We start from the raw sequence: 26,015 nt of genomic DNA, 5'->3' as shown, positions 1-26,015 counted from the left end.
TCCTTGACGAGGCGGATCGATGACGTGTGGAAAATGGGTGCGCGGCGCCCTGATCCTGGGGCTGTTCTCGCTGCTGGCCGCCTGTTCGACGGCGGGCGGCGCAAGCTTGGGCGGGACGCGCGACGAGGCGCGCATGCCCGTGGTCAAGGATCCGGCGCCGATCGTATCGGGGACGATGCGGCCGTATCAGGTGCGCGGACGCTGGTACACGCCCAAGGAGCAGCCGGATTACGAAGAGGTCGGGATGGCGTCCTGGTACGGCGACGCCTTCAACGGGCGGCCGACCTCGACCGGCGAGCGGTTCGACATGCATGCCCTGACGGCGGCGCACAAGACCCTGCCGTTGCCCGGTCTGGTCGAGGTGACGAACCTGGACAACGGGCGGCGGCTGGTGGTGCGGATCAACGACCGGGGGCCGTTCGTGGACAGCCGGATCATCGACCTGTCACGCGAGGCGGCGAATGAGCTGGGGATGCTGTCGCAGGGCGTGGGGCGGGTGCGGGTGCGCTATCTGGGCCGAGCGCCGCAGCAGGGCGGGGGCACGCTGTTGAGGGCGTCGGCGCCCGCGCCGCGCGTCTCGGCCCCGGTGAGTGCGCCTGTGCAGGTGGCCGCCGTCGCACCGGCTGCGCCCGTAATGGCTGAGGTCTCGATCTATTGGGTGCAGGCGGGGACCTTCTCGGATCAGGGCGAGGCCCGGCGAATCGCCGACAGCCTGAGCGGCTGGGTAAGGGCCGATCTGAACGGCGGACGGTTCAACGTCGTGGTCGGGCCGTGGGACAGCGCCAATGCGGCAGAAGCCGCCCGACAGTCGGTCGTGGCGCGAGGTTACGCGGGCGCCCTGTTGATATCCGGCAACTGATCGCGCGCACGGGCTTGCGCCGGACGGCGCCCGCGCGCCATGAAGGCGCGTGACCCGTGGACAATTCATAAGCTTCGAAGGCGGCGAGGGAGCCGGCAAGTCGACCCAGGTCGGGCGGCTGGTCGCGCGGCTGCAGCCTGTGCTGGGCGAGCGCAATGTGGTGCGCACCCGCGAGCCGGGCGGATCGAAGGGGGCGGAGGTGATCCGCAATCTAGTGGTCGCCAATGACGCCGAGCCCTGGTCGGCCATGACCGAGACCCTATTGATGTACGCCTCCCGCTCCGACCATCTGGAGCGGACCATCCGCCCGGCCCTGGCGGCCGGCGACTGGGTGGTGTGCGACCGGTTCGCCGATAGTAGTCGGGCCTATCAGGGCGCGGGCGGCGGTGTGGCCCAGAGCTTTATAGAACAGATCGACGCCGGCGTGGTCGGGGACGACCAGCCGGACCTGACCCTGGTGTTCGACCTGCCGGTCGAGGTGGGTCTGGAGCGGGCCTTCGGGCGCGGCCTGTTCGAGACGCGGTTTGAGTCCAAGGGGCTGGAGTTCCACCAGCGACTGCGCGAGGGCTTTTTGCGCATCGTCGAGGCCAATCCGCAGCGGTGCGTGCTGATCGATGCGGTCGGGTCGCTGGACGAGGTCGAGGCGCGGGTGTGGCGGGCGGTCCAGGACCGGCTGCTGTGAGCGAGGACCATCCCCGCGACCGGTTCGACCTGGTCCCTGATGCTGCGGCCGAGGCGGCCTTTCTGGATGCCTGGGAGCGCGGGCGGCTGCACCATGCCTGGCTGTTGTGCGGGGTCGAGGGGACCGGCAAGGCGACCTTCGCCTATCGCGCGGCGCGGCGGCTGCTGGGGGGGGCGGCCGATCCGGCGCGCGGGCCGCTGGGCACCGGGCGCGACGATCCGGTCAGCCGGCTGATCTCAGCCCAGTCGCACCCGGACCTGCTGGTGCTGGAGCGGCTGGTCGAGGGCGGGAAGACCAAGAAGTCGATCTCGGTTGATCAGTCGCGCGACCTGCCGGAGTTCTTTTCCAAGAGCCCGTCCCAGGCCCAGCACCGGGTGGCGATCATCGATGCGGCCGACGACCTGAACATCAATGCGGCCAACGCCTTGCTGAAGGTGCTGGAGGAGCCGCCCGAGCGGGGTGTGCTGTTCCTGGTGACCCATGCGCCCGGACGGCTGCTGGCCACGATCCGGTCGCGCTGTCGGCGGCTGAGCTTCCCCATCTGGACGCCCGAGCGGCTGGAGACGCTGGTGCGCAACCGCACGGGGGCCGAGCCGGAGGAGGCGGAGCATGCGGCGGCCATCGCGGGCGGATCGCCCGGCGCGGCCCTGGCTCTGGCGTCGGGCGCGACCTTCGAGATGGATCAGCTGGCGCGGCGCTGGGTCGAGGGGGATGTGGACCGGGCCGAGGCCCTGGCCATCGCCGACAAGTTCCGGGGCGCGGAGGGGCAGGAGCGGTTCGAGACCCTGATGGACCGACTGATCGCGGCGGTGCGGATGCGGGCCCTGAGCAGCCCGGCTGGCGCGGGCAACCGCTGGGCCGAGCTGTGGGAGCGGCTGCAGCCCCTGCCGGAGCGGGCGGCGGGGCTGAACCTAGACAAGGCCGATGTGCTGGCCGGGGCGCTGGCGGACTTGAAGCGGGTCCAGGCCCAGCAGGCGCGGATGGGCTGATGCTGATCGACAGCCATGTGAACCTTCACGCGCCCCAGTTCGACGAGGACAGGGACGACGTGATCGCCCGGGCGCGCGAAGCCGGGGTCGGCCTGATGGTCGAGATCTCGGACAAGCTGACCACCTTTGAGGCGACCCATGGGATCGCCATGGCCAACGACGACATCTGGTGCACGGTCGGGGTCCATCCGCATGAGGCCAAGGATGCGGCGGACCTGACGGCGGCGACCCTGATCGATCTGGCGCAGCGGCCCAAGGTGGTGGGGATCGGGGAGTGCGGGCTGGACTTCCACTATGATTTCAGCCCGCGCGAGATCCAGGCGGCGGTGTTCCGCCAGCATGTGGCGGCGGCGCGGGAGACGGGCCTGCCGCTGGTGATCCATACCCGCGAGGCGGACGCGGTCATGGGGGCGATCCTGAAGGAGGAGCACGCCGCCGGGCCGTTCAAGATGTTGATGCACTGCTACACCAGTGGGGCGGAACTGGCTGGAATCGCAGCGGAACTGGGGGCCTGGTTCTCGGTCTCGGGCATCGCCACCTTCAAGGCGGCCGAGGATGTGCGGGCGGTGATCCGGGACATGCCGGGCGACCGGATCATCGTCGAGACCGACTGCCCCTATCTGGCGCCCATCCCGCATCGGGGGCGGCGCAACGAGCCGGCCTATATCAGCCATGTGCTGGACAAGCTGGCCGAGATCCGGGGCTGGAGCGCAGAGGAGGCGGACCAGAGAACCACCGAGGCCTTCTTCGGCCTCTTTGACCGGATACCGAGACCCGCATGAGCTTCGAAGTCGTCATCCTGGGTAGCGGATCGTCGGGCGGGGTGCCGCGCGGCGACGGGGACTGGGGCGCGTGTGATCCGGCCGAGCCGAGGAACCGACGGACGCGATGCTCGATGCTGGCGAGGAAGACAGGCGCTGACGGCGTCACCAATGTCCTGATCGACACCTCGCCGGACCTGCGAGGACAGATGCTGGCCAGCGGGACGAAGCATGTGGATGCGGTCCTGTACACCCACGACCACGCCGACCAGACCCACGGGATCGACGACCTGCGCACCTTCGCCGCGCGGTCGAGGAAGCGAATTCCGGCGTGGATGGATGAGGCGACGCATGGTTCGCTGACGCATCGGTTCGACTATATATTCGAGAGCAAGTTCGGCTATCCGCCGCTGCTGGACGGGCGGATTATTCCGGCCCACGGGACGGCCTGGTCGGTCGAGGGGGCGGGTGGGGCGATCCCGGTCACGACCTTCGATCAGGCGCACGGGCCGATCCGGTCTGTGGGGTATCGGCTGGGCGACATGGCCTATTCCAGCGACGTGTCCGATCTGGACGAGGCGGCGCTGGCGGCCGTGGCTGGGTGCAAGATCTGGATCGTGGACGCCCTGCGTTACGCGCCGCACCCGACCCATGCGCATCTGGACCGGGCGCTGGAATGGATCGCCGCTGCGGACGTGGAGCGCGCGGTGCTGACGAACCTGCATGTCGACATGGATTACAACACACTGTCAGCGATTGTTCCCGCCAACGTCGAGGTTGGGTTCGACGGCTGGAGCTGGATGACCGGCTGAGGTGGGCAGGTTTGGCGGGGCGGAAAGCGCAGGCAGCCAGCGCAGCCCATGCGCTGCCTTTTGTCTACGCCGCCACCTTCGCGACCATCGAGCGGGCGACGGCTTCGGCCACCTTGATGCCGTCAACGGCGGCCGACAGGATGCCGCCGGCATAGCCGGCGCCTTCGCCGGCAGGGAAGAGGCCGCGCACGTTCAGGCTCTGGAAGTCGGCGCCGCGGGTCATTCGGATCGGGGATGAACTGCGGGTTTCGACGCCCGTCAGAACCGCCTGGGCGTCGTCGTAGCGGGCGATCTTGCGGCCGAAGACGGGCAGGGCCTCACGCATGGCGGCGATCACATAGTCGGGCATCAGGGGCGCCAGGTCGGTCGGGCGCACGCCGGGCTTATAGCTGGGGACGACCTCGCCCAGCGCGGTCGAGGGCCGGCCCGCCAGGAAGTCGCCGACCAGCTGGCCGGGCGCGAAATAGTCGCCACCGCCGGCCGCATAGGCGCGGGTCTCCAGCTCTCGTTGCAGTTCGATGCCCGCCAGCGGATGGTCGCTCCCGTAATCCTCGGGCGAGATGCCGACCACGAAGCCGGAGTTGGCGTTCCGCTCGTTGCGCGAATACTGGCTCATGCCGTTGGTCACGACGCGGCCGGGCTCGCTGGTGGCCGCGACCACGGTGCCGCCCGGGCACATGCAGAAGCTGTAGACGGTGCGGCCGTTGCTGCAATGGTGCGAGAGCGTATAGGCCGCCGCGCCAAGATCGGGGTGGCCGGCGCAGGGGCCGAACATGGCCTTGTCGATCCAGGATTGCGGATGCTCGATGCGGAAGCCGATCGAGAACGGCTTGGCCTCGATATGGACGCCGCGCTCGTAGAGGGTCTGGAAGGTGTCGCGCGACGAATGGCCGATGGCGAAGACCACGTGATCGGCCTCCAGCGTCTCGCCGGTGTGCAGACGCACACCCCGGAGGGCGCCCTTGTCGAGATCGATGTCGGTGACCCGGTGCTCGAAGCGGTACTCGCCGCCCAGGGCCTCGATCTTCTCGCGCATGGCCTCGACCATGGTCACCAGGCGGAAGGTGCCGATGTGCGGGTGGGCCTCAGTGAGGATTTCCTCCGGCGCCCCGGCCGCGACGAATTCGGTCAACACCTTGCGGGCCAGGAAACGCGGATCCTTGATCTGGCTGTAGAGCTTGCCGTCGGAGAAGGTGCCCGCGCCACCCTCGCCGAACTGCACGTTGGATTCCGGGTCCAACTTGCCTTTCCGCCACAGGTCCCAGGTGTCCTTCGTCCGCTCCCGCACCACCTTTCCGCGGTCGAGGATGATCGGCTTGAACCCCATCTCGGCCAGGATCAGCCCGGCAAACAAGCCGCACGGCCCGGCCCCGATCACGACCGGCCGAAGGCGCTCGGTCTTGGGCGCAACAGCGACCGGGCGATAGGCGACGTCTGGCGTCGGCGCCACGTGCACGTCGTCCGCAAGGCGGGCCAGCACCGCCGATTCATCCCTCACCTCGACGTCGAGGATGTAGACTTTCAGAATCGCGGATTTCCTGCGGGCGTCGTGCGCCCGCTTCCATATCGACCAAGAGACAAGATCGTGCGGCGGCACGCCCAAGCGGGCGGCGATTGCGGCGGGCAAGGCCTCCGGCGGGTGGTCGAGGGGCAGCTTGAGTTCTGACAGGCGCAACATCCGGGGCGTTCTAGCTGGTCGCGACGCCAAACGCATGAGGCAAGATTCAAAGGGCGGTGCTGGGAACCACGCCGCTGATGGAGGCGACCAGGGCCTGAAACGATAGCGCTCTTCGCCTCCACCCCAAGTCCGCCGTGTGGAACATCAGCAGACGTGGCGGGGCCCGTCGGATCACCGTCATCCTAGGCACAAGGCCTAGGATGACGGGTGTTGGGTGTTGGGTGTGGGCGAGGCCGCCCCTCAGTCCGACCCAGCCTTATGCCCCTTCCAGTCGAACAGTTCCTCCAGCACCTGCACGGCCTGACCGCGCTCTGACGCCAGGTCTGGGTCGCGGTTCAGGATCAGGCGTGCGTCGTCGGCGGCGGCCAGCATCAGGGACCGGTGGCGGATCGGGTCGGCGAAACGGTAGGCAGGGAAGCCGCTCTGTTTCAGGCCCAGGGGGTCGCCGCCGCCGCGAAGGCGGAAATCCTCCTCGGCGATGACGAAGCCGTCCTCGGTGCGGCGCAGGGTCTCGAGGCGTTCCTTGGCGGTTTCACCGAGGGCGCCGTCCTGGCCGCCGTACAGCAGGATGCAGGAACTGGCCTTTGAGCCCCGGCCGACGCGGCCGCGCAGCTGGTGCAGCTGGGCCAGGCCGAAGCGGTCGGCGTGTTCGATGACCATGATGGAGGCGTTGGGCACGTCGACCCCGACCTCGACCACGGTGGTGGCGACCAGCAGGGGGAGGCGGCCGTCGGCGAAGTCGGCCATGACGGCTTCGCGCTCGGCGCCCGGCATCTGGCCGTGGGCCAGGCCGACCTCGACTCCCAGCAGGCGGCGCAGGTCGTCGGCGCGATCGACGGCGGCGGCCAGGTCGATGGCTTCGGATTCGGCGACCAGGGGGCAGATCCAATAGGCCTGGGCGCCGGCGTCGAGCGCCGTCTTCAACCGGGCGGCGACCTCGCCGATCCGGGCCAGGGGGACGACGGCGGTGGTGACGGGGGTGCGGCCCGGCGGCTTCTCCATCAGGCGGCTGACCTCCAGCTCGCCGTACTGGGTCAGTTCCAGGGTGCGGGGGATGGGGGTGGCCGACATGGTCAGAAGGTGGACGGCGCCGATGCGTGGGTCGCCCTTGGCCTGGAGCCGCTGGCGCTCGCTGACGCCGAACCGGTGCTGCTCGTCGATGACGGCCAGGGCCAAGCGGTCGAAGCGGACGGCGTCCTGGAACAGGGCGTGGGTGCCGATGGCGACCTGGGCGTGACCGGAGGCCAGGGCGGCCAGTTTCTCGCGCCTCTGGCCGTTGGTGTCGCGACCGGTGAGCAGGACGGAGGCGACGCCGGCCGACTCCAGCAGGGGGCCGAGTTTCTCGTAATGCTGGCGGGCCAGGATTTCGGTCGGGGCCATCAGGGCGGACTGAAAGCCGCTGGAAGCCGCGTCGGCCAGGGCCACGGCGGCGACGGCGGTCTTGCCCGAGCCGACGTCGCCCTGAAGCAGCCGGCCCATCTGTTTACCCGAAACCAGATCGCGGCGGATTTCGGCGACGGCCTGGGCCTGGGCGTTGGTCAGGGTGAAGGGCAGGGCCTGGAGCAGGTGGTCGGAGGCGGCGCCCGGCGTGATGATGGGCGAGGGTTTTATCTCGCGAGCGCGGCGGCGGCGGGCCAGGGCCAGCTGATGGGCCAGGAATTCGTCATAGGCCAGGCGCTGGCGGGCGGGGGCGTCGGGCGTCAGGTCCAGTTCGCCCGTCGGGGCGTGCAGGGCGTCCAGCGCCGCGCGCCAAGAGAGCCAGTTCTGCTTCTTCAGCCAGGCGGGGTCCTGCCATTCCGGCAGGTCGGGGGCGGCGGGCAGGGCGGCCTGGACCAGTTTTCGCAGCTGGCGCGAGGTCAGGCCTTGGGTCGCCGGATAGACGGGTTCGGAGGCGGGAATGTCGGCGGCCTTGTCGGGCGTGACGATGTCCGGGTGGACGATCTGGACCTCGCCGTTGAAGCGCTCGACCTTGCCCGAGACCAGCCGGGTCTCGCCGCGCGGCAGCAGGCGGTCGACATGCTGGGGCGAGCCGCCGAACCAGACCAGATGGACGAAGCCGGTCGGGTCGCTGGCGCGGACCTTCAGCGGGGCGCCGGGGCGGCTGGGGACGAACAGACGGTCGATGACGATCTCGAAGATCCCGACCTCGCCGTCCACGGCGGTCGCGGCCTCCATGGACCGGCGAACGATGACGCCGGAGGGGCTGAGGAAGACCAGATCGCGCACCAGCGGGCCCGCGACCTTCTGCACCAGAGGCAGGGCGCGGGGGCCCACGCCCCTCAAGCTGGAGACCTCGGCGAACAGGGGAAAGAGAATCTGCGGACGCATCGCCGGGAACATAGCGTGACCATGACGGGTGGCGAAGTGGGCGAAGGAGCGCTATCTGCGCTTCTTCCATTCCGGGTGCGCTATCGCTTGCCGCGCGGCGGCTCTCTGCTTGAGCGCACCTGGCATATTCAACGGGCAAGGATTCTTGTGACCGACATCGACGCGCAGCCCCAAGACGACAGTGGCGACCAAGCGGCGCTGGCCCGCAAGCAGCGGCTGGGCCGAATCCAGTTCCGGTCCTGGCGGCGGGGCTTCCGCGAGGCCGACATGGTGCTTGGGCCGTTTTCGGACCAGGTGGCGCCGACGCTGACGGACGCCGAGCTGGACCAGTTCGAGTTGCTGATCGACGAAGAAGACCAGTGGCTCTACGGCTGGATCATCGAGCGTGACCCGACGCCGGCCGAGTTCGAGACGCCGGTGATGGCCAAGGTCCGGGCCTTCATGCGCGAGCATGTGGCGGCCGAGGTCGGCAAGGGCATCGGCTGATGGACGCGAAAGTGGAACACCGGACCGACGCCGACCTGGGTGGGGCGCCGGAAGGACTGGACGCACTTGTCGTCGCCGAGCGGATCAAGGCGAGCGGCGGGGTCGGCGTCTTCGTGGCGCGCGACTATCAGCGGTCGGGTGGGTTTGTTCAGGCGTTCCGTTTCTTCTCTCAAGATATAGAAATCCTTGAATATCCGGCCTGGGATTGCTTGCCCTATGACCGGCTGAGCCCGACGGCGGGGATCGCGGCCCAGCGGATGGCGACCCTGACGCGGTTGGCTCAACGCAAGACGAACGACGCGCCGGTTCTGGTGGTCACGACCGTCGGCGCAGCCATGCAGAGGACGCCGCCCCGGTCGGTGACCACCCAGGCGGGGTTCGAGACCAAGGTCGGGCGCGATCTCGATATCCAGGCGCTGGAGCGGTATTTCGCCGCCAACGGCTATGTCCGCGCCTCGACCGTGTCGGAGCGCGGCGAGTTCGCGGTGCGGGGCGGGGTGGTGGATGTCTATCCGCCGGGCTTCGAGGAGCCGGTGCGTCTGGACATGTTCGGGTCCGAGCTGGAATCGATCCGCACCTTCGATCCCGAGACCCAGAGATCGACCGGCCAGATGACGGCGGTGTCGCTGGCGCCCGTGTCGGAGGCCCTGCTGGATGCGGACGCGATCTCGCGCTTCCGCACCGGCTATCTGAAGCTGTTCGGGGCGCCGGGCGACGATCCGCTGTATGCGACGATCAGCGAGGGCGCGCGGCGTCAGGGCATGGAGCAGTGGTTGCCGCTGTTCTACGAGAGCCTGGATTCGCTGTTCGACTATCTGCCGCACCAAGCGCAGATCTTCCTGGACAATCAGGCCGAGAGCGCGCGGGCCGAGCGGTGGGACCTGATCGCAGACGCCTATGAAGGGCGGACGGAAGCGGCGAAAACCAAGGGGCATGCGGCGGCCAATCGCGCGCTGCCCCCCCGGTCGCTGTATCTGGACGCCAGCGACTGGAACCAGGCCTTGGCGGGTCGCGCCGTGCGGCGGTTCACGCCGTTTTCCGGCGGTGGCGAGGACGCCGGCGGCCGGCTGGGCCGGACCTTCGCGGCCGAGCGGGCGCAGGACAGCGTCAACCTGTTCGAGGCGGTGGCGGCCCATGCTGCAGCGTTGAAGGCCGACGGCAAGCGGGTGCTGTTCGCCTCGTGGACCGAAGGCTCGTCGGAACGTCTGTCGACCATGCTGGCCGACCATGGCCTGGATCATATCGTCGCCGTGCGCGACTGGGCCGATGTTCGGGCGGCGCCCAAGGACCTGTACCTGCGCGGCGTCCTGCCGGTCGAACATGGGTTTGCGACGGACGATGTCGCGGTCATTTCCGAGACCGACATCCTGGGCGACCGGCTGGCGCGGCCGCGCAAGAAGCGGCGGGCGTCGAACTTCCTGGCCGAGGCCTCGGCCCTGACGACCGGGGATCTGGTGGTTCACCTGGATCACGGCATCGGGCGCTACGAAGGGCTGAAGACGTTGGAGATCCAGCAGGCGCCCCACGACTGCCTGGAGCTGTTGTACGCCGGTGAGAGCAAACTCTATCTGCCGGTTGAAAACATTGATCTTCTGACCCGATACGGCTCGGACTCGGAAGGCGCGCAGCTGGACCGGCTGGGCGGGGCCGGATGGCAGGCGCGCAAGTCAAAGGCCAAGGAGCGCCTGCGCGCCATGGCCGAGGGGTTGATCGCGCTCGCCGCCAAGCGGGCGCTGCGCGAGACCGATGCGGTCGTGCCGCCGCCGGGCCTGTTCGCCGAATTCTGCGCCCGCTTCCCCTATGAGGAGACGGACGATCAGCTGAACGCCATCGGCGATGTGCTGGAGGATCTGGGCAAGGGCACGCCGATGGATCGGCTGATCTGCGGCGACGTCGGCTTCGGCAAGACCGAGGTGGCGCTGCGGGCCGCCTTCGTGGTGGCCATGACGGGGCAGCAGGTGGCCATCGTGGCGCCGACGACCCTGCTTGCGCGCCAGCACTACAAGACCTTCACCGAGCGGTTCGCCGGCTGGCCTGTGAAGGTGCGCCAACTGTCGCGGATGGTGGGGGGCAAGGAGGCGGCGGAAACGCGGGCCGGCCTGAAGGACGGCTCGGTCGAGATCGTCGTCGGCACCCATGCGGTGCTGTCCGAACAGGTCGGTTTCCGCGACCTGGGCCTGGTCATCGTCGACGAGGAGCAGCACTTCGGCGTCAAGCATAAGGAGAAGCTGAAGTCGCTGCGCGCGGATGTTCACCTGCTGACCCTGACCGCCACGCCGATCCCGCGCACCCTGCAAATGGCCCTGTCGGGCATTCGCGAGATGTCGATCATCGCCACCCCGCCGGTCGATCGCCTGGCGGTGCGGACCTATGTGACGCCGTGGGATCCGGTGCTGGTGCGCGAGGCCCTGCTGCGCGAGAAATATCGCGGGGGCCAGGCCTATTATGTCGCGCCGCGCCTGAAGGACCTGCCGGCCATCGAGAAATTCCTGCGTGAGCAGGTGCCCGAGGTGAAGTTCGTGGTCGGCCACGGCCAGATGTCGGCGACCCAGCTGGAGGAGGTGATGAGCGCCTTCTACGAGGGGGAGTACGACGTGCTGGTCTCGACCACCATCGTCGAGAGCGGGCTGGATATTCCGACGGCCAACACCCTGATCGTGCATCGCGCCGACATGTTCGGCCTGGCGCAGCTGTACCAGATCCGGGGCCGGGTCGGCCGGTCCAAGGCGCGGGCCTTCGCCTATCTGACCACGGATGCGGTCAAGCCGATGACCCTGTCGGCCGAGCGGCGTTTGCAGGTGCTGCTGTCGCTGGACAATCTGGGCGCCGGCTTCCAACTGGCCAGCCACGACCTGGACCAGCGCGGCGGCGGCAATCTGCTGGGCGACGAACAGTCAGGCCATATCCGCGAGGTAGGGGTCGAACTGTATCAGCAGATGCTGGAAGACGCGGTCGCCGAGCTGCGCGAGAAGGGCGAGGGGCTGACCGTAGATCGCGGCTGGTCGCCGTCGATCAACGTCGGCGCTTCCGTTTTGATTCCAGAGGAATACGTCCCGGACCTGAATGTCCGTCTCAGCCTGTACCGCCGCCTGTCCGACGCGGAACAGGCCGAGGATCGCGAGGCCCTGGCCGCCGAACTGATCGACCGGTTCGGGCCTCTGCCAGACGAGGCGCAGCAGCTGCTGAAGATCGTCGGCATCAAGTCGAACTGCCGCCGGGCCTGTATCGAGAAGATCGACATCGGACCGCGTGGGGCCGTTCTGACCCTTCGCGACAACAGCTTCCCCAATCCGGCGGGTCTGATCGGACTGATCCAGAAGAACCAGGCGTTCTGGAAGATCAGGCCGGATCAGAAGATCGTGGTGTCCGGCGACTGGCCGACGGCGGAAGAGCGGCTGAAGGTGGCGGAGCGGATCACAGCCGACCTGGCGCGGGTGGCGGGGGCGTAAGCCCTCAGCGCGTTTTTTCGAACAGGTCGGCGGAGGCGCGTTCCAAGAGGGCGGCGGCGCTTTCGTTCGGCTGCATCTCGGCGGCGCCCACGTCGAACTCGGCGACGAAGGGCGAGCGGTCGGGGCCCGCGTCGAAGGCGGTGCAGCCGATGACGGCGGCGATCCGCTCGGCCGCCAGACGCGCCGGCTCGGCATGGGTGGCGGGCAGGGCCAGGGCGAAGACCTCCTTGGCCAGGCGGGCGGGGGTGTCCTCGACACGGACCAGACGCGAGACCATGGCCCCGATCTGGGGCATGGCGCGGTCCAGCCAGCCGCCCTGACGCGCCCAGGTGACGGATTCGGTTTCGCGAACGCGCAGGACGCAGACGGACAGCGGGCGTTTGCGCGCGCGCGACGCCTCGGCGACGCGGCCCAGGTGGCTGGCGAACAATTCGGGCGTGAACAGACCCGTCGCGGGATCCATCAGCTCTAGGCTGCGTACCGAATCCAGGGTCTTTCGGATGCCCAAGTGAGTGCGGTGGGCGCCGGCCAGGGCCAGGATGCGTTCGGCCGTCTCGCCCTCCGGCGTGTCGGCAGAGGCGACGTCGGCGAAACCGCGGTTGAACAGCTCGGACAGGCTGATCTCGTTCTTGCCACGCAGATAGAGCATCAGCGGGATGTGATAGAGGCGGGTGTTGCGCTTCATGCCCGCCGCGATGGACAGGGCCGGCGCATGATCCTCGGCGCCCCACAGAACGGCGGCGTCGAACGGGCTTTCGTGCAGATAGTCGAAGGCGGTGTAGGGGGTGGGGGCGGCGACGACCTCGACGCCCGCAGCGGTCAGGGCGTTGGACAGGGCCAGGAAGCGGCGATCCGCGACGCCTGCGGCCAGAACCCGCAGCGGCCCATCATCATCGGAACGGACATCCAGCTTTATGTCCTGCTTCGCAAAGGTGGTCACCCGCAGGTGAAACTCTTCCTCGGCGATGGCGGCGCGAGCCAATTGTTCCAGCCGCAGGGCGGCCTGCGCCGGATGGGGCGGGGTGGACATGGTCAGGTCCGCGCCCTGCACCGAATCAGGCCGGGCGCCGATGACCAAGATCGGCAGGCGGCGCGGCTCGGCCGCCGCGCGAAGGCGGGTCGCCACGTCCAGGCCAAAGGCAGCGATGTCGATGATTGCGGCTTCCAGCGGAAAGTCCTGAAGCGTCATCTCGGCCGAGACAAGGTCGCGCGCCGTGACGGTGCGCCAGCCCAGCGCGTCCAGCCCCGCAGCGAGCGGCCCGATCCGGCCGTCGTCAGCCGCCAGGATCAATACACGCGCGTCGAAAGCCAAGCCGGTCGTCTCCGTAAGTCGCCGCGCCCATACCCAGCCGGAGACGCGCAGACCATAGCGACGAGGGTGTTAAGGATGCAATGTCACGGCGGGCGGAACCGAGGCGTCCACGAGAAAGTCCGTCCTCACGCGGATGAGACTTTCGCGACCGACGAAATCCGCTAGGTTCCGCCGCTTGTTGCAACGGTTGTGGGGACCGGCTTGAGCGAACAGCTGACACGATCGGTCCTGAAGGCGCCCGGATTCTGGGGCGGACTGGCCGTGCGGGCCTTCGCCCGCAGTTGGGGCCGCGACGTTATGCTCTATACGGGCGGGGTGTCGTTCTTCGCCCTGCTGGCGGTGTTTCCGGCCATCGCCATCCTGATCGGCTTCTACAAGCTGGGCCTGTCGATCAGCGAGGTCAGCGCCCAGGCGGCCGCCCTATCGGATCTTCTGCCCAAGGCCGCGCAGAACATCTTCCAGGGTGAGATCACGCGGCTCAGCAACGCCTCGGCGCGGACGGTGTCGGCCCAGAGCGCCTTTGCGCTGGTCGTCGGCGCCTATGCCGCGCACAGGGGATTCAAGGCCTTGTTGGCCGGACTGAACCTGATCCATGACGAGACCGAACCGCACGGCTTCTTCAAGTTCAACCTGCTGGCCTTCTTCGTCGCCATTTTCGCCTTTGCGCTGTTCACCGTGGTGTCCGGCGCGGTCGTGACGGTTCGGATCCTGGCCCATGCGTCGGCGGCCGCGGGATCGCCGATGCGCAGCGGCATGGCGCCGCTGGACGCCTTCCTGCCCGCCATCGGCCTCGTGATCGGGCTGACGCTGCTCTATCGCTACGCCATGAGCCACCGAACGCCGGTGGCCTGGCTGCCGGCGACGGCAGGCGGCCTGGTGGCGACGCTGATGTCGGTCGTGTCGTCGTGGCTGTGCGCCATCTATGTCGAGCAGATCGCGCCGTTGGGGGCCACATATGGGTCGGTCGGCGCCGTGGTTGTGCTGCTGATCTGGCTGTCGTGGAACGTCAACGCCATCTTCTACGGCGGCGCCTTCGCGACCGAGATGGAATTGGCGGCCAGGGCGCGGGCTGTGGCCGACCAGGAACCGGCCAGCGTGGTCAATCTGTCGGAGCGTCGCGCGATTCGCCGGTCTCGACCGTAAGACGCAGCAGGCCTTCCGTTTCTTCGACCCCGATCATCCGGCCGTTCTTCTGAGACATCAGGAAGGGCACATCGATCCGCGCCATTGGGTCGGTAGCTAACAGGACGAAGCGCGAGCCGGGCGGTGCGCCGGCCATCGCCTTCATCAGTTTGAGACTCGGCACGGGGCAGCGGTGGCCCTTTGCGTCGACGACTACGGAATCGCTCACGCCAACCGATCCGCCAGCATGTCCAGAGCGACGCGGACGCTGGCCAGGCGAACGGCGTCGCGGCCGATGTCGCCGAATCGCTCCTCGCGGTGGATCTGGCCGGCGGGACCACAGGCCGCGAAATGCACCAGGCCGACCGGTTTCTCGTCCGACCCGCCGCCGGGGCCGGCGACGCCGGTGACCGAGACCGAGACGGCGGCGCGCGACCGGGCGACGGCGCCCAGGGCCATGGCGCGTGCCGTCGCCTCCGACACCGCGCCGTGCGCGGCCAGGGTCGCCTCTGGCACGTCCAGCATCTGCACCTTGGCGTCGTTGCTGTAGGTGACGAAGCCCCGATCCAGCGCCGACGAGGACCCTGGAATGGCTGTCAGGGCAGCCGCGACCAGGCCGCCGGTGCAGCTTTCGGCCGTGGCCAGCATCAGGCCGCGTTCGGTCGCGGTTGCGACGATCTGTTGCGCCTTGCGCTGGATGTCTTGGGCAAACATGGTCTTTTCATAGGCTGCGAGTCCCGCTCTAACCAGAGCCATGACCGAGGCTGTCGATCCGCTGCGCCCTGCCGCCAAGACATGGGATCGCACCCAGCCGATCCTGTTCGCCGTCGCCATCTTCACCTCGGCCTGTCTGGTCTTCGTCGTCCAGCCGATGGTGACCAAGCTGGTGCTGCCGACGCTGGGCGGTTCGCCGTCGGTGTGGAACGCCTCGATGGTCTTCTTCCAGACCGCCCTTTTGGCCGGCTACGCCTATGCTCACCTGTTGCAGCGCATCCCGACGATGCGGGTGCAGGTGGGGGTGCATCTTGGGCTGTTGATCCTGGCGGCGCTTTTCCTGCCTTTGCAGATCAGCGGCCTGCTGGGCGATCCCGATCCGTCGCAGCCGACGCTATGGCTGCTGGCGACCCTGACCCTGTCGGTCGGCGCGCCGTTCGCGGTGCTGTCGGCGACCGCGCCCTTGCTGCAGGCTTGGTATGCGCGAGTGCGCGCGGGCCATGCGGACGGCAAGAACCCCTACGTCCTCTATGCCGCGTCCAACCTGGGCAGTTTCCTGGCGCTCCTGGCCTATCCGGTGCTGATCGAGCCGCTGGCCAGTCTGTCAGACCAGCGGATCGGCTGGAGCCTCGGCTATGGCCTGTTCGTGTTGATGGTCGTGATGCTCGGGGTGCAGGTGTGGCGGCGGCGCGAGGTCGGGACCGCCGATCCGGCGCCCCTGACGATCAGCCCGCCCATCGCCTGGCGCGAGAAAGGGATGCTGGTCCTGCTGGCCGCCGCGCCGTCCAGCCTGATGCTGGGGGTCACGGCGCATCTGACCACCGATGTGGCCTCGGCGCCCTTCCTGTGGGTCATACCGCTGGCGCTGTATCTGCTGACCTTCGTGATCGCCTTCCAGACGCGACCGTCCATTCCGCCGGCCCTGGGGCTGGCGCTGCAGGCCGCGGCGGGGGCGGCGTGCGCGGCCCTGATCGCGTTCCGAACCGGCGAGTGGCTGCTGGTCTTCACGGTCAATCTGGCGGCCTTCTTCTTCACGGCCCTGATGTGTCACCAGCGGCTGGCGGCGCGGCGGCCGGCGCCGGATCGGCTGACGGAATTCTATCTGCTGTTGTCGTTGGGCGGAGTCGTCGGCGGGGTCTTCAACGGCCTGATCGCGCCGGCCGTCTTCAACATGGTGTGGGAGTATCCGCTGGTGCTGGTCGCGGCGGGGCTGCTGCGGCCCTGGAGCCGGCGCGAGATCCGCCCGTGGGAGATCATCTGCTGCGTCGCGGGCGTGGTCATCGCCTTCCTGGGGCCGCTGTCAATGGAGGCTGTGCGCTATGCGCCCGACGTGCGTGCGACCATCCCGGATGCGCAGCTGGTGCGAATCGCGCAGGGCGTACTGGGCATCGCGACCCTGTTCGCGTTTCTGGTGCGGGATCGAGCGGTGCTGTTCACCGTGGTTCTGGCCTCGATCGTCTGGTCTGGTTACCACCTTGCGCGTGGTTATGACTGGGCCCTGTCGGAGCGCAGCTTCTTTGGCGTGATGCGGGTGGCCAAGATCGACGATCCGCTGATGGGCGGGCCGGTCCACGTCTTGATGCACGGCACGACCCTGCACGGAGCGCAGGCGCAAGGGGCGCAGAAACTTTGTCAGCCGACGCTCTATTACGCGACCTCCACACCCTTGGGGCAGGCGATGCTGCAGATGCAGGCGCGCCGTCTGGACGGCGCGCGGGTCGGGGTGGTGGGCCAGGGATCGGGGGCCATGGCGGCCTATAAGCGGGCGCAGGACCAGCTGACCTTCTTCGAGATCGACCCGATGGTGGACCGGCTGTCACGCGATCCCGAATGGTTCAGCTTCATCAACGGCTGCGCGGACGGGCCGGTGCGGACGGTGATGGGGGATGCGCGGCTGACGATGGATCGCGAGCCGGCGGGATCCTACGACCTGCTGGTCATCGACGCCTTCTCGTCCGACGCCGTGCCGACGCACCTGCTGACCGTCGAGGCGATCCGGGGCTATCTGCGACTGCTGGCGCCGGATGGGGTCATGGTGCTGCACCTGTCGAACCGGAACCTGGAGATCACCCTGCCGGCCGAGGCGGCGGCGCAGGCGCTGAAGGTCCCGCACCTGCATCAGGTCTATATCGAACAGTCGGGCCTGGGGCAGATGGCCGAGGCCTCGACCGAGGCCTTGCTGATCGGCAAGAGCCAGGCCTCGCTGGAGGGTTTCAGCGAAGATGGGCGTTGGCGTAAACTGTCGCCGACGGCCGTTCGTCCGTGGACGGATGATTACTTCAATCTGTTCGGGTCGCTGGTCCGGCAGATGGAGATGGCGGCGCGTTAGGGCGCTGGCAGCTCGACGGTCGCCACGGCCTGGGCGGCCAGGCCTTCGCCGCGCCCGGTGAAGCCAAGCCCTTCGGTCGTGGTCGCCTTGACGCTGACGGCGTCCAGCGGGAGGTCCAGCAGGGCGGCGATGCGGTCGCGCATGGCTTGGCGATGCGGCTTCACCTTGGGTCGCTCGCAGATCAGGGTGACATCGACGTTGACGATGCGCCCGCCACGCTGAGCGACCAGTTCGGCGGCGTGGATCAGGAACTGATCCGACGAGGCGCCCTTCCATTTCGGATCGGTGGGCGGGAAGTGATCGCCGATGTCGCCCGCCGCGATGGCGCCCAGGATGGCGTCGGTCAGGGCGTGAAGACCGGCGTCGGCGTCGGAATGGCCGATCAGGGTTTGATCGTGCGGCACCTCGATCCCGCACAGCCAGACCGAACCGCCCGGTCCCCAGCGATGGACATCGTAGCCGGAGCCGATGCGGGTCTGACGGGGCAGCAGGGCCTCGGCCATGGCGAAATCCTCGGGATAGGTCAGTTTCATCAGGCGTGGATCGCCCTGGACCAGTGTGACTTTGCCGCCATTGCGCTGGACGACCACGGCTTCGTCGGCCGGGGCGGCGGCATCGGTCCAGGCGGCGTAGGCGGCCTCGATCACGCAACGGCGGAAGGCCTGGGGCGTCTGGGCGCGCCAAAGGCCGTCGCGTTCGACCACGTCAGTCATCACCTGGGCTTCGCCTCGGCGCAGGCTGTCGGCGACGGCCAGGACGGGCAGGGCGCCGTCGGCGTTTTCGAGGGCGGACAGCAAGCGCTCGATGACGGCGCGCTCCAGCAGAGGGCGGGCGGCGTCGTGAACCAACACCGGCTGATCCGGCGCGCAGGTCAGGGCCGCCAGACCGGCGCGGACCGAATCGGCGCGAGCGTCTCCGCCTGCGACGGCGCGCCAGCGGGGCAGGTCGGACAGCAGATCCGCCACGCGATCCAGGGCGTCGGGCGCGACCACGATGGTCAGTTCGTCGGCGCCGGCGTTTAGCAGAGCCTCGGCTGACCAGCGCAGCACGGGCTTGCCGCCCAGGGTGCGCCACTGTTTGTCGCCGCCGGCGCGCGAACCGGAACCGGCCGCAACGATGATGCCCGAAAATGTCATGGCGGCCTTGATAGTGCGCGCCGCGACGGGGCGAAACCATCAATCGGCCGCGGTCATGCTTGACGAAGGGGGCTGGGATGCTGCGAAAGACGCCTATGGCCAAGACCTTACAGATCGGCGACGTGACCGTGCACGGCCAGGTGCTGATGGCGCCGATGACCGGGATCACGGACCTGCCGTTCCGCGTGCTCGCCTCGCGGCTGGGCGCCGCCTATGTTGCGACCGAAATGGTGGCGGCAAAAGAGCTGGCGCGCGCCCGACCCGACGTGGTGCGGCGTGCGGCCGTGGGGGCGGGCCTGCCGATGACGGTGATCCAACTGGTCGGGCGCGATCCCGAACAGATGGGCGAGGGCGCGCGCATGGCCGAAAAGGCCGGGGCGGACATCGTCGATCTGAACTTCGGTTGTCCGGCCAAGGAGGTCACAGGCTCGGCCGCCGGGTCGGCCCTAATGCGGGCGCCCGATCTGGCCTGCCGGATCATGGAGGCGGCGGTTCAGGCGACGAGCCGGCCTGTGACGGTCAAGATGCGGCTGGGCTGGGACGACGACAGCAAGAACGCCGCCGAACTGGCCCGGCGCGCCGAGGAGATCGGCGTCAAGGCGGTGACGATTCACGGTCGCACGCGCAAGCAGTTCTATACCGGCCGGGCGGATTGGGATGCGGTCGGGGCGGTCAAGGCGGTGGTCGGCATTCCCGTCATCGTCAACGGCGACATCATCACGGCCGACGAGGCGCGACAGGCGCTGGCGAGATCCGGCGCCGATGGCTTGATGCTGGGGCGCGGCGTCTATGGCCGGCCTTGGCTGGCGGCGCATCTGGAGCGGGCGCTGATCGACGGCGTGGCGCCGGACGAGCCGGGGCCGGACGAACGGCTGGCCATCGTGATCGAACATCTGCGGGCGTCGGTCGAATTCTATGGCCTGCCGCTGGGGCTGAAGATGTTCCGCAAGCATCTGGGCTGGTATATCGAACAGGCGCCCTGGCCGGCCGATCCGCAACACCGACGTGAGGCCAAGGCAAGAATTTGCCGACTGGACGAGCCTCAGGCCGTCGAGGCGGCCATGCAGGACCTGTGGCGGCCGGATTTGCCGCAAATCCGTAAGTCTGCTGTTGAAAATGCGCCACAGGTGTTGGAGACTGCTGTGGCATGACGGATACGCCTTCAGCGAAGACCTCTCCGCCCGACCTCGCGTCGGATGACGGGTCATTCTGGGGGTGGGTCGATACGGAGCGTGCGCGCACCGGGTTCGGGTTGGCGTTTTTCCTGGCCGTGGCGATCACGGCGGCGGCGATTTGGCTGGTCGCCGTAGCGCCAGGTGCGACATCGGGCGCGGCACGTGGATCGAGCAGCCAGATCGCGCTGATCGTACTGGCCTGCAATCTGGTCCTGATTTCTGGTCTGGCCTTTATCGTCGGTCGGCGCGTTTTGGCCCTGGCCCGCAGCAAGGAGGAGGCGGGTTCGCGGCTGCATCTACGGTTCGTCGCCCTGTTCTCGATGGTGGCGCTGATCCCGTCAGTGCTGATCGCTCTGGTGTTCGGCGTGCTGGTCAACCGCGGCGTGGACCAGTGGTTCAGCCAAAACGTGCAGGCTTCTGTCGAAAACGGCGCCATCGTGGGGCGCGCCTATATTCAGGACGTGTCCTCGGCGATGGACGCCGACCTTGTGACGATTTCAGATCAGTTGGGCAGCGCACGAAGCCTGTTTAGCGATCGCATCCAGTTCAATGACGCCCTGGGTCAGGTCGGCGACATCTTCGGCTATCCCGCCATCTATATTCTGGACAGCCAAGGCGAGGTGCTGGCCCGCGCGGAAAAGCCGGGCGCGCCTCCGTATCTCGCGCCGCCACGCGACGAACTGGCGGCCGCCGCCGACGGGGGGCAACCGCCGCAAACCGTCACCCAGAACCCGGACGCCGTAAGGTCGATCATCGCTCTGCCGGCCTATGGCGACGCCTATCTCTATCTGGTGCGCCCGCTGCAGGACGGGCTGGTGGCGCGGATGAATACGTCGATCCAGTCGATCCAGGCCTATCGCGAGGCGCAGGACAGCCGTGCGCGGATCCAATCGGCCTTCATCCTCAGCTATCTGGAGACGGCGCTGCTGGTGCTGGTGGGGGCGGTGTGGCTGGGGATGTCGGCAGCGAGCAGCATCTCGGCGCCCATCGGGCGGCTGGTGAAGGCGGCGGGGCAGGTGGCGGGCGGCGACTTCACCGCGCGGGTGGACAGCGAAGGCGCCCCGGCCGAGATCGCCACCCTGTCGGATGCCTTCAACCGCATGACCGGCGATCTTCAGGCGCAGCAGACGGCGCTGAAGGCGGCCAGCGACGAGGCGCACGACCGGAGCCGGTTCATCGAGACCGTCCTGTCCGGCGTCAGCGCGGGCGTCATCGGCCTGGACAAGCGCGGTCGGGTTTCCGCCATCAACGACAGCGCCCTGCAACTGCTGCACATCGAAGACGCCGAGGTGTTGGGCCACGAACTGGCGGCCTTGTCGCCCGAACTCAGCGATCTCGTGCGCCGCGCCGAGGCTCATATCGAGGAAGACATCGACGTCAGTCGCGGCGGGGATACCAGCCGTCTACGGGTCCGCATCGAGGGCGGGCTGGGCGGCGAGATGGTGCTGACCTTCGACGACATCACCCGTCTGGTGACGGCGCAGAGGAATGCGGCCTGGCGGGACGTGGCCCGCCGCATCGCCCATGAGATCAAGAATCCGTTGACGCCCATCCAGCTATCGGCCGAGCGGCTGAAACGGAAGTATCGCGCGCGGATCGGCGAGGACGTCGAGATCTTCGATCGCTGCACCGACACCATCATTCGACAGGTCGGGGACATCGGCCGGATGGTGGACGAATTCTCGTCGTTTGCGCGGATGCCAGCGCCACGTTTCGCCCCCGAAGACCCGGCCGAAATGCTGCGCGAGGCGGTGTTCGCCCAGCGGGTGGCGGCGCCGGATATCGTGGTGGACATCACCGAACCCCTGCCCAAGGCGACCTTGCAGGCCGACGGCCGCATGGTGGGGCAGGCGCTGATCAACATCCTTAAGAACGCCGGCGAATCCGTCGCAGCGCGCCGTCTCGCGGCGGGCGAGGCGGCGGCCTCGGAGACGGCAGGCGTAATGGTCTCCCTGTCGGTCGAGGATGGCCACGCGACGTTCGTGGTTGAGGACGATGGCGTGGGATTGCCTGCACGCGACCGCGACCGCCTGACCGAACCCTATGTCACCACGCGCGAGAAGGGCACAGGCCTTGGCTTGGCCATCGTCAAACGCATCTGCGAGGACCACGGCGGCGAGCTGAAGCTGGCCGACGCCGAGACGCTTCGCGGCGCGCGCGTGTGCATGATCTTCCCCCTGAAACCCGATGGCAAAAGCGGCGACGGTGCGGAGCGCAGGCTCCAGACCCTGGCCGCCGAATAGCGAGGCAAGATGCGACCAACCGGTTCCGACATTCTCGTCGTCGATGACGAGGCCGACATCCGCGACCTGGTGTCCGGCCTGCTGGAGGACGAGGGGCACGCCGTGCGCGTCGCCGCCAACTCCGACGAGGCCCTGGCCGCGATCCGGGCCAGAAAGCCGTCGCTGGCGATCCTGGACATCTGGATGCAGGGCGGGGGGCTGGACGGGCTGGAGCTGCTGGAAGTGGTCAAGGAACTGGATCCCGACCTGCCGGTGGTGATGATCTCGGGCCACGGCAATATCGAAACGGCGGTGACGGCGCTGAAGCGCGGGGCCTATGACTTCATCGAAAAGCCGTTCAAGTCGGACCGGCTGGTGGTCGTGGTCGAGAGGGCCATCGAGGCGGCGACCCTGAGGCGCGAGAACCGTCGACTGCGCGTGCAGACCATGACGCCGTCGGGCCTGATCGGCCGGTCGCAGGCGGCTCAGGCGCTGCGCAGCACCATCGCCAAGGTGGCCCAGGCCAACAGCCGGGTCCTGATTTCCGGACCGGCCGGGTCGGGTAAGGAACTGGTCGCGCGCCAGATCCACGAGGGCAGCCCCCGCGCCCGGGCCGAGTTCGTCGCCATCTCGGCTGCGGGTATGACGCCCGAACGGCTGGATCTCGAACTGTTCGGCGAAGAGGGCCAGGACGGCCGCCCGCGCAAGATCGGCGTGTTCGAACGCGCCCACAACGGCACGCTGTATCTGGATGAGATCAGCGACATGCCGCGCGAGAGCCAGAGCCGCATTTTGCGGGTTCTGGTCGATCAGCGGTTCCGTCGGGTCGGCGGCGAGCAGGACGTACAGGTCGATGTTCGGGTCGTCACCTCCACTTCACGCGACCTGAAGGCGGAAATCGCCGAGGGACGGTTCCGCGAGGACCTGTTCCATCGTTTGAATGTGGTGCCGATCCGCGTGCCGGCCCTGTCGGAACGGCGCGAGGACATCACCGAACTGGTCGAATATTTCGTCGAGACGATCAGCGCCTCGCAGGGTCTGCCCAAGCGGATCGTCGGCGACGACGCAGTGGCGGTGCTGCAGGTCCATCCCTGGCCGGGCAATATCCGCCAGTTGCGCAACAATATCGAACGGCTGCTGATCCTGGCGACCGGCGATCCGGCCGAGACGATCACCGCCGACATGCTGCCGCAGGAGGTGGCGACCTCGAACGGCGGGCCGTCGTCGCTGGGTGGCGAGCGCACAATCGCGCTGCCTTTGAGGGAGGCGCGCGAGGTGTTCGAGCGCGAATATCTGGCGGCGCAGATCATGCGGTTCGGGGGCAATATTTCGCGCACCGCCGCCTTCATCGGCATGGAGCGGTCGGCGCTGCATAGAAAGCTCAAGTCGCTGGGCGTTTCGCCCGCGCGCGGCGGCGAAGAGGAAGAGCCGGCCTGATGTCCCGCGTCGCCTATGTGAACGGCGCCTACAGCGCGCACGGCGAGGCCGTGGTGCATATCGAGGACCGGGGCTTCCAGTTCGCGGACGGCGTCTATGAGGTCTGGTCGGTGTTCGACGGCAGGCTGGCCGATTTTGAAGGCCATATGACCCGCCTGCACCGCAGCCTGAACGCGCTGAAGATCGACATCCCCATGAGCGCGGCGTCGTTGGGCGTGGTGCTGCGCGAGACCATCCGGCGCAACCGGGTCCGCGATGGGCTGGTCTATCTGCAGGTCACGCGCGGAACGGCGTCGCGGGATCATGCCTTTCCGGCGGACGTCGCGCCCAGCGTCATCGTCACGGCGAAACGTCTGGACCTGGCCAAAGGTGAGGCGATGGCGGCCAAGGGCGCGGCCGGCGTGACCCGACCCGACATCCGCTGGGGACGTTGCGACATCAAGACGGTGGGCCTGTTGCCGAACGTGCTGGCCAAACAGGCGGCGCGCGAACGCGGCGCTTATGAGTGCCTGATGTTTGACGAGATGGGTCTGATCACCGAGGGATCTTCCACCAACGCTTGGATCGTCGACGAGGACGGCAGGCTGCGGACACGCGATACGCAGGCCAACATCCTGCGCGGCGTCACGCGCGAGGCGATCCTGAAACTGATCGAGGCCGAGGACATCGAGCTGGACGAGCGCCCCTTCTCGGTCGAGGAGGCCAAGCGGGCGCGCGAGGTGTTCGTCACCGCCGCCAGTTCCTTCGTCATGCCGCTGGTTTCGCTGGACGGCGTGAAGATCGGCGACGGCAAGCCTGGGCCGATCGCGACCCGCCTGCGTGAGGTCTATCTTGATCAGGCGCGCCGAGACGCCATTTAGGGCGTTGCCCGAGCGGGGAGGCGGCGGTTATTGTCGAAGCCGGTCGCACCGGCCACGCCGCTCCCACGGCGACGAACAACGAAGAACAGGAAAAACCTGCCATGTCGCAAGACAAACGTCAGAACCTTCAGGACACCTTCCTCAACTCGGTCCGCAAGACCAAGACGCCGCTGACCATCTTCCTGGTCAATGGGGTCAAGCTGCAGGGCATCGTGACCTGGTTCGACAACTTCTGTGTGCTGTTGCGCCGCGATGGCCAGTCACAACTGGTGTACAAGCACGCCATCTCCACCATCATGCCGTCCGCGCCCGTGCAACTGTACGAGCCCGACGCCGAAGAAGATTGATTGACCCAAAAACTGATCGACCATTCCGTTCCGCTGATCCGGGCGGTCGTCATCCATCCCGACCGACGCTCGGACAGCCCTCGGCTGGCGAGCGAGCGACTTGAGGAAGCCGTGGGCCTCGCCCGCGCGCTGGACCTTGACGTGCGTGCCGAAGAGATCGTGCGACTGCGTGGAACCACGCCTGCCACCCTGTTTGGAAGCGGCAAGGTCGAAGAACTGGCCGCCCTGGTTCGCGCCGCGGACGCAGAGGCGGTCATCATCGACGACGCCCTGACGCCGGTGCAGCAACGCAACCTGGAGAAGGAATGGGAGGTGAAGGTCATCGACCGCACCGGCCTGATCCTTGAAATCTTCGGACGCCGTGCGCGAACCAAGGAAGGCCGGTTGCAGGTCGAACTGGCGCGTCTGGACTATGAGAAGTCGCGATTGGTGCGGACCTGGACCCACCTTGAGCGGCAACGCGGCGGCACCGGCTCGACCGGCGGTCCCGGCGAAACCCAGATCGAGCTCGACCGCCGCCTGATCGCCGACCGAATTGTCAAGCTGAAGGCCGAGCTGGAGGACGTGCGCCGCACGCGCGGCCTGCACCGCAAACAGCGCCAGAAGGCTCCATTCCCGACCATCGCCCTCGTCGGCTACACCAACGCCGGCAAGTCGACGCTGTTCAACCGGCTGACGGGCTCCGAGGTCTTCGCCAAGGACCTGCTGTTCGCGACGCTGGACACCACCCAGCGCACCATCCGCCTGCCGCAGGGCCGCCCGGCCATCGTGGCGGACACCGTCGGCTTCATCTCCGACCTGCCGCACGAACTGGTCGAGAGCTTCCGCGCAACCCTGGAAGAGGTGGGCGAGGCCGACCTGATCCTGCACGTCCGCGACATCGCCTCAGCCGACAGCGACGCCCAGGCCAAGGACGTCGAGGCGGTGCTGAAACAGATCGAGACGCCGGAGGGCAAGACCCGTCGGGTGCTGGAGGTCTGGAACAAGATCGACCTGCTGGACGACGAGGCGCGCGAGGCCGTTCTGGGCCAGGCCGAACGTCTGGCCAAAGAGGGCGAGGCGGTCGCCGTGTCGGCCTGGACGGGCGAGGGAATCGAACCCCTTCGCCAGATCATCGCGGGCCTGATCGACGACGACCCCGAGACACAGTTGACCCTGGAGCCTGAGCACGGCGAGGCCATGGCCTGGCTATATGAACATGGCCGTGTGATTTCACGCAATACGGACGAGCTTGGCCGCACTGAGGTCACGGTGCGACTGCACCCTGCGGCGCTGGGGCGATTCGAACGCCTGTATCCCGACCTGGCCGACTGACAT

Annotated in this window: 21 protein-coding genes; 15 read left to right on the top strand and 6 right to left on the bottom strand. The window is 68.0% G+C overall.

Features of this window, described 5'->3' with window-relative positions; translation table 11 throughout:
• Window positions 1-19 precede the first annotated feature (19 nt).
• Genes ACP69V_RS07800 through ACP69V_RS07780 form a run of 5 tightly spaced genes read left to right on the top strand, consistent with a single transcriptional unit; the run spans window position 20 to window position 4,103 of the window.
• Window positions 20-859, top strand: coding sequence for a septal ring lytic transglycosylase RlpA family protein (locus ACP69V_RS07800; protein ID WP_426023347.1), 840 nt, complete (start codon window positions 20-22; stop codon window positions 857-859).
• 49 nt (window positions 860-908) lie between these two features.
• Window positions 909-1,541, top strand: coding sequence for a dTMP kinase (tmk, locus tag ACP69V_RS07795; protein WP_426023346.1), 633 nt, complete (start codon window positions 909-911; stop codon window positions 1,539-1,541).
• Entirely contained in the window at window positions 1,538-2,530 is a 993-nt protein-coding gene (locus tag ACP69V_RS07790; RefSeq protein WP_426023345.1) for a DNA polymerase III subunit delta', read from the top strand. The genes tmk and ACP69V_RS07790 overlap by 4 nt, the downstream gene beginning before the upstream one ends.
• A complete protein-coding gene (locus ACP69V_RS07785) occupies window positions 2,530-3,312 on the top strand; it encodes a TatD family hydrolase (RefSeq protein WP_426023344.1) in 783 nt (260 codons plus the stop codon). The genes ACP69V_RS07790 and ACP69V_RS07785 overlap by 1 nt, the downstream gene beginning before the upstream one ends.
• Window positions 3,309-4,103: an MBL fold metallo-hydrolase gene (locus ACP69V_RS07780; protein WP_426023343.1), complete on the top strand. Its 795-nt coding sequence runs from the start codon at window positions 3,309-3,311 to the stop codon at window positions 4,101-4,103. Before ACP69V_RS07785 ends, ACP69V_RS07780 begins: the two co-directional genes overlap by 4 nt.
• A 64-nt stretch (window positions 4,104-4,167) precedes the next feature.
• Here the strand turns inward: ACP69V_RS07780 and ACP69V_RS07775 are convergent, their stop codons facing one another.
• Together ACP69V_RS07775 and recG are read right to left on the bottom strand one after the other, a co-directional pair.
• Window positions 4,168-5,781 carry an NAD(P)/FAD-dependent oxidoreductase gene (locus ACP69V_RS07775; protein WP_426023342.1) on the bottom strand — a complete coding sequence of 538 codons (1,614 nt, stop codon included), beginning with the start codon at window positions 5,779-5,781 and terminating at the stop codon, window positions 4,168-4,170.
• A 240-nt stretch (window positions 5,782-6,021) separates the two neighbouring features.
• Window positions 6,022-8,109 carry an ATP-dependent DNA helicase RecG gene (recG, locus tag ACP69V_RS07770; RefSeq protein ID WP_426023341.1) on the bottom strand — a complete coding sequence of 696 codons (2,088 nt, stop codon included), beginning with the start codon at window positions 8,107-8,109 and terminating at the stop codon, window positions 6,022-6,024.
• A 147-nt stretch (window positions 8,110-8,256) separates the two neighbouring features.
• Here recG and ACP69V_RS07765 point away from each other — a divergent pair, with 147 nt between their 5' ends.
• On the top strand, window positions 8,257-8,595 hold the full coding sequence (locus ACP69V_RS07765) for a succinate dehydrogenase assembly factor 2 (protein ID WP_426023340.1): 339 nt from the start codon (window positions 8,257-8,259) through the stop codon (window positions 8,593-8,595).
• Complete coding sequence (mfd, locus tag ACP69V_RS07760) at window positions 8,595-12,044, top strand: transcription-repair coupling factor (protein ID WP_426023339.1); 3,450 nt, start codon at window positions 8,595-8,597, stop codon at window positions 12,042-12,044. Before ACP69V_RS07765 ends, mfd begins: the two co-directional genes overlap by 1 nt.
• A gap of 4 nt (window positions 12,045-12,048) precedes the next feature.
• On the opposite strand, the gene ACP69V_RS07755 is transcribed toward mfd, so the two are convergent.
• Complete coding sequence (locus ACP69V_RS07755) at window positions 12,049-13,356, bottom strand: diguanylate cyclase domain-containing protein (RefSeq protein WP_426023338.1); 1,308 nt, start codon at window positions 13,354-13,356, stop codon at window positions 12,049-12,051.
• A 297-nt stretch (window positions 13,357-13,653) separates the two neighbouring features.
• On the opposite strand from ACP69V_RS07755, the gene ACP69V_RS07750 reads away from it, so the two are divergent.
• A complete protein-coding gene (locus ACP69V_RS07750; protein ID WP_426024042.1) occupies window positions 13,654-14,499 on the top strand; it encodes a YihY/virulence factor BrkB family protein in 846 nt (281 codons plus the stop codon).
• Here ACP69V_RS07750 and ACP69V_RS07745 read toward each other — a convergent pair.
• Window positions 14,456-14,707 (bottom strand): sulfurtransferase TusA family protein, encoded by a 252-nt coding sequence (locus tag ACP69V_RS07745; RefSeq protein WP_426023337.1) that lies wholly within the window; start codon window positions 14,705-14,707, stop codon window positions 14,456-14,458. The two genes, ACP69V_RS07750 and ACP69V_RS07745, sit on opposite strands and share 44 nt — an antisense overlap.
• Entirely contained in the window at window positions 14,704-15,192 is a 489-nt protein-coding gene (locus tag ACP69V_RS07740; protein WP_426023336.1) for a CinA family protein, read from the bottom strand. Before ACP69V_RS07740 ends, ACP69V_RS07745 begins: the two co-directional genes overlap by 4 nt.
• A 40-nt stretch (window positions 15,193-15,232) precedes the next feature.
• Between ACP69V_RS07740 and ACP69V_RS07735 the strand changes: the two genes are divergently transcribed.
• Window positions 15,233-17,521 (top strand): spermidine synthase, encoded by a 2,289-nt coding sequence (locus ACP69V_RS07735; RefSeq protein WP_426023335.1) that lies wholly within the window; start codon window positions 15,233-15,235, stop codon window positions 17,519-17,521.
• On the opposite strand, the gene ACP69V_RS07730 is transcribed toward ACP69V_RS07735, so the two are convergent.
• The gene (locus tag ACP69V_RS07730; protein ID WP_426023334.1) at window positions 17,518-18,657 is read right to left on the bottom strand and encodes a bifunctional 2-C-methyl-D-erythritol 4-phosphate cytidylyltransferase/2-C-methyl-D-erythritol 2,4-cyclodiphosphate synthase; all 1,140 of its coding nucleotides are present in this window, start codon (window positions 18,655-18,657) and stop codon (window positions 17,518-17,520) included. The genes ACP69V_RS07735 and ACP69V_RS07730 overlap by 4 nt on opposite strands.
• Window positions 18,658-18,752: 95 nt before the next feature.
• On the opposite strand from ACP69V_RS07730, the gene dusB reads away from it, so the two are divergent.
• The 6 genes from dusB to hflX all read left to right on the top strand — a co-directional run bounded on the left by dusB (window position 18,753) and on the right by hflX (window position 26,012).
• Window positions 18,753-19,808, top strand: a complete 1,056-nt coding sequence (gene dusB / locus ACP69V_RS07725; RefSeq protein ID WP_426023333.1) for a tRNA dihydrouridine synthase DusB — start codon at window positions 18,753-18,755, stop codon at window positions 19,806-19,808.
• Window positions 19,805-22,075 (top strand): ATP-binding protein, encoded by a 2,271-nt coding sequence (locus tag ACP69V_RS07720; protein WP_426023332.1) that lies wholly within the window; start codon window positions 19,805-19,807, stop codon window positions 22,073-22,075. Before dusB ends, ACP69V_RS07720 begins: the two co-directional genes overlap by 4 nt.
• A gap of 9 nt (window positions 22,076-22,084) precedes the next feature.
• Window positions 22,085-23,491, top strand: coding sequence for a sigma-54-dependent transcriptional regulator (locus tag ACP69V_RS07715; RefSeq protein WP_426023331.1), 1,407 nt, complete (start codon window positions 22,085-22,087; stop codon window positions 23,489-23,491).
• Window positions 23,491-24,351 (top strand): D-amino-acid transaminase, encoded by an 861-nt coding sequence (locus tag ACP69V_RS07710; protein WP_426023330.1) that lies wholly within the window; start codon window positions 23,491-23,493, stop codon window positions 24,349-24,351. The genes ACP69V_RS07715 and ACP69V_RS07710 overlap by 1 nt, the downstream gene beginning before the upstream one ends.
• Before the next feature lie 101 nt (window positions 24,352-24,452).
• Complete coding sequence (gene hfq / locus ACP69V_RS07705; protein WP_003164861.1) at window positions 24,453-24,698, top strand: RNA chaperone Hfq; 246 nt, start codon at window positions 24,453-24,455, stop codon at window positions 24,696-24,698.
• Window positions 24,699-26,012 (top strand): GTPase HflX, encoded by a 1,314-nt coding sequence (gene hflX, locus ACP69V_RS07700; RefSeq protein ID WP_426023329.1) that lies wholly within the window; start codon window positions 24,699-24,701, stop codon window positions 26,010-26,012. It abuts the gene before it with no gap.
• Window positions 26,013-26,015: the final 3 nt, after the last annotated feature.

Source organism: Brevundimonas sp. PWP3-1b1 (assembly GCF_049896065.1).
Lineage (GTDB): Bacteria > Pseudomonadota > Alphaproteobacteria > Caulobacterales > Caulobacteraceae > Brevundimonas > Brevundimonas intermedia_B.
The sequence above is the reverse complement of the archived record's forward strand: the minus strand, read 5'-3'. Positions and strand labels throughout refer to the sequence as shown.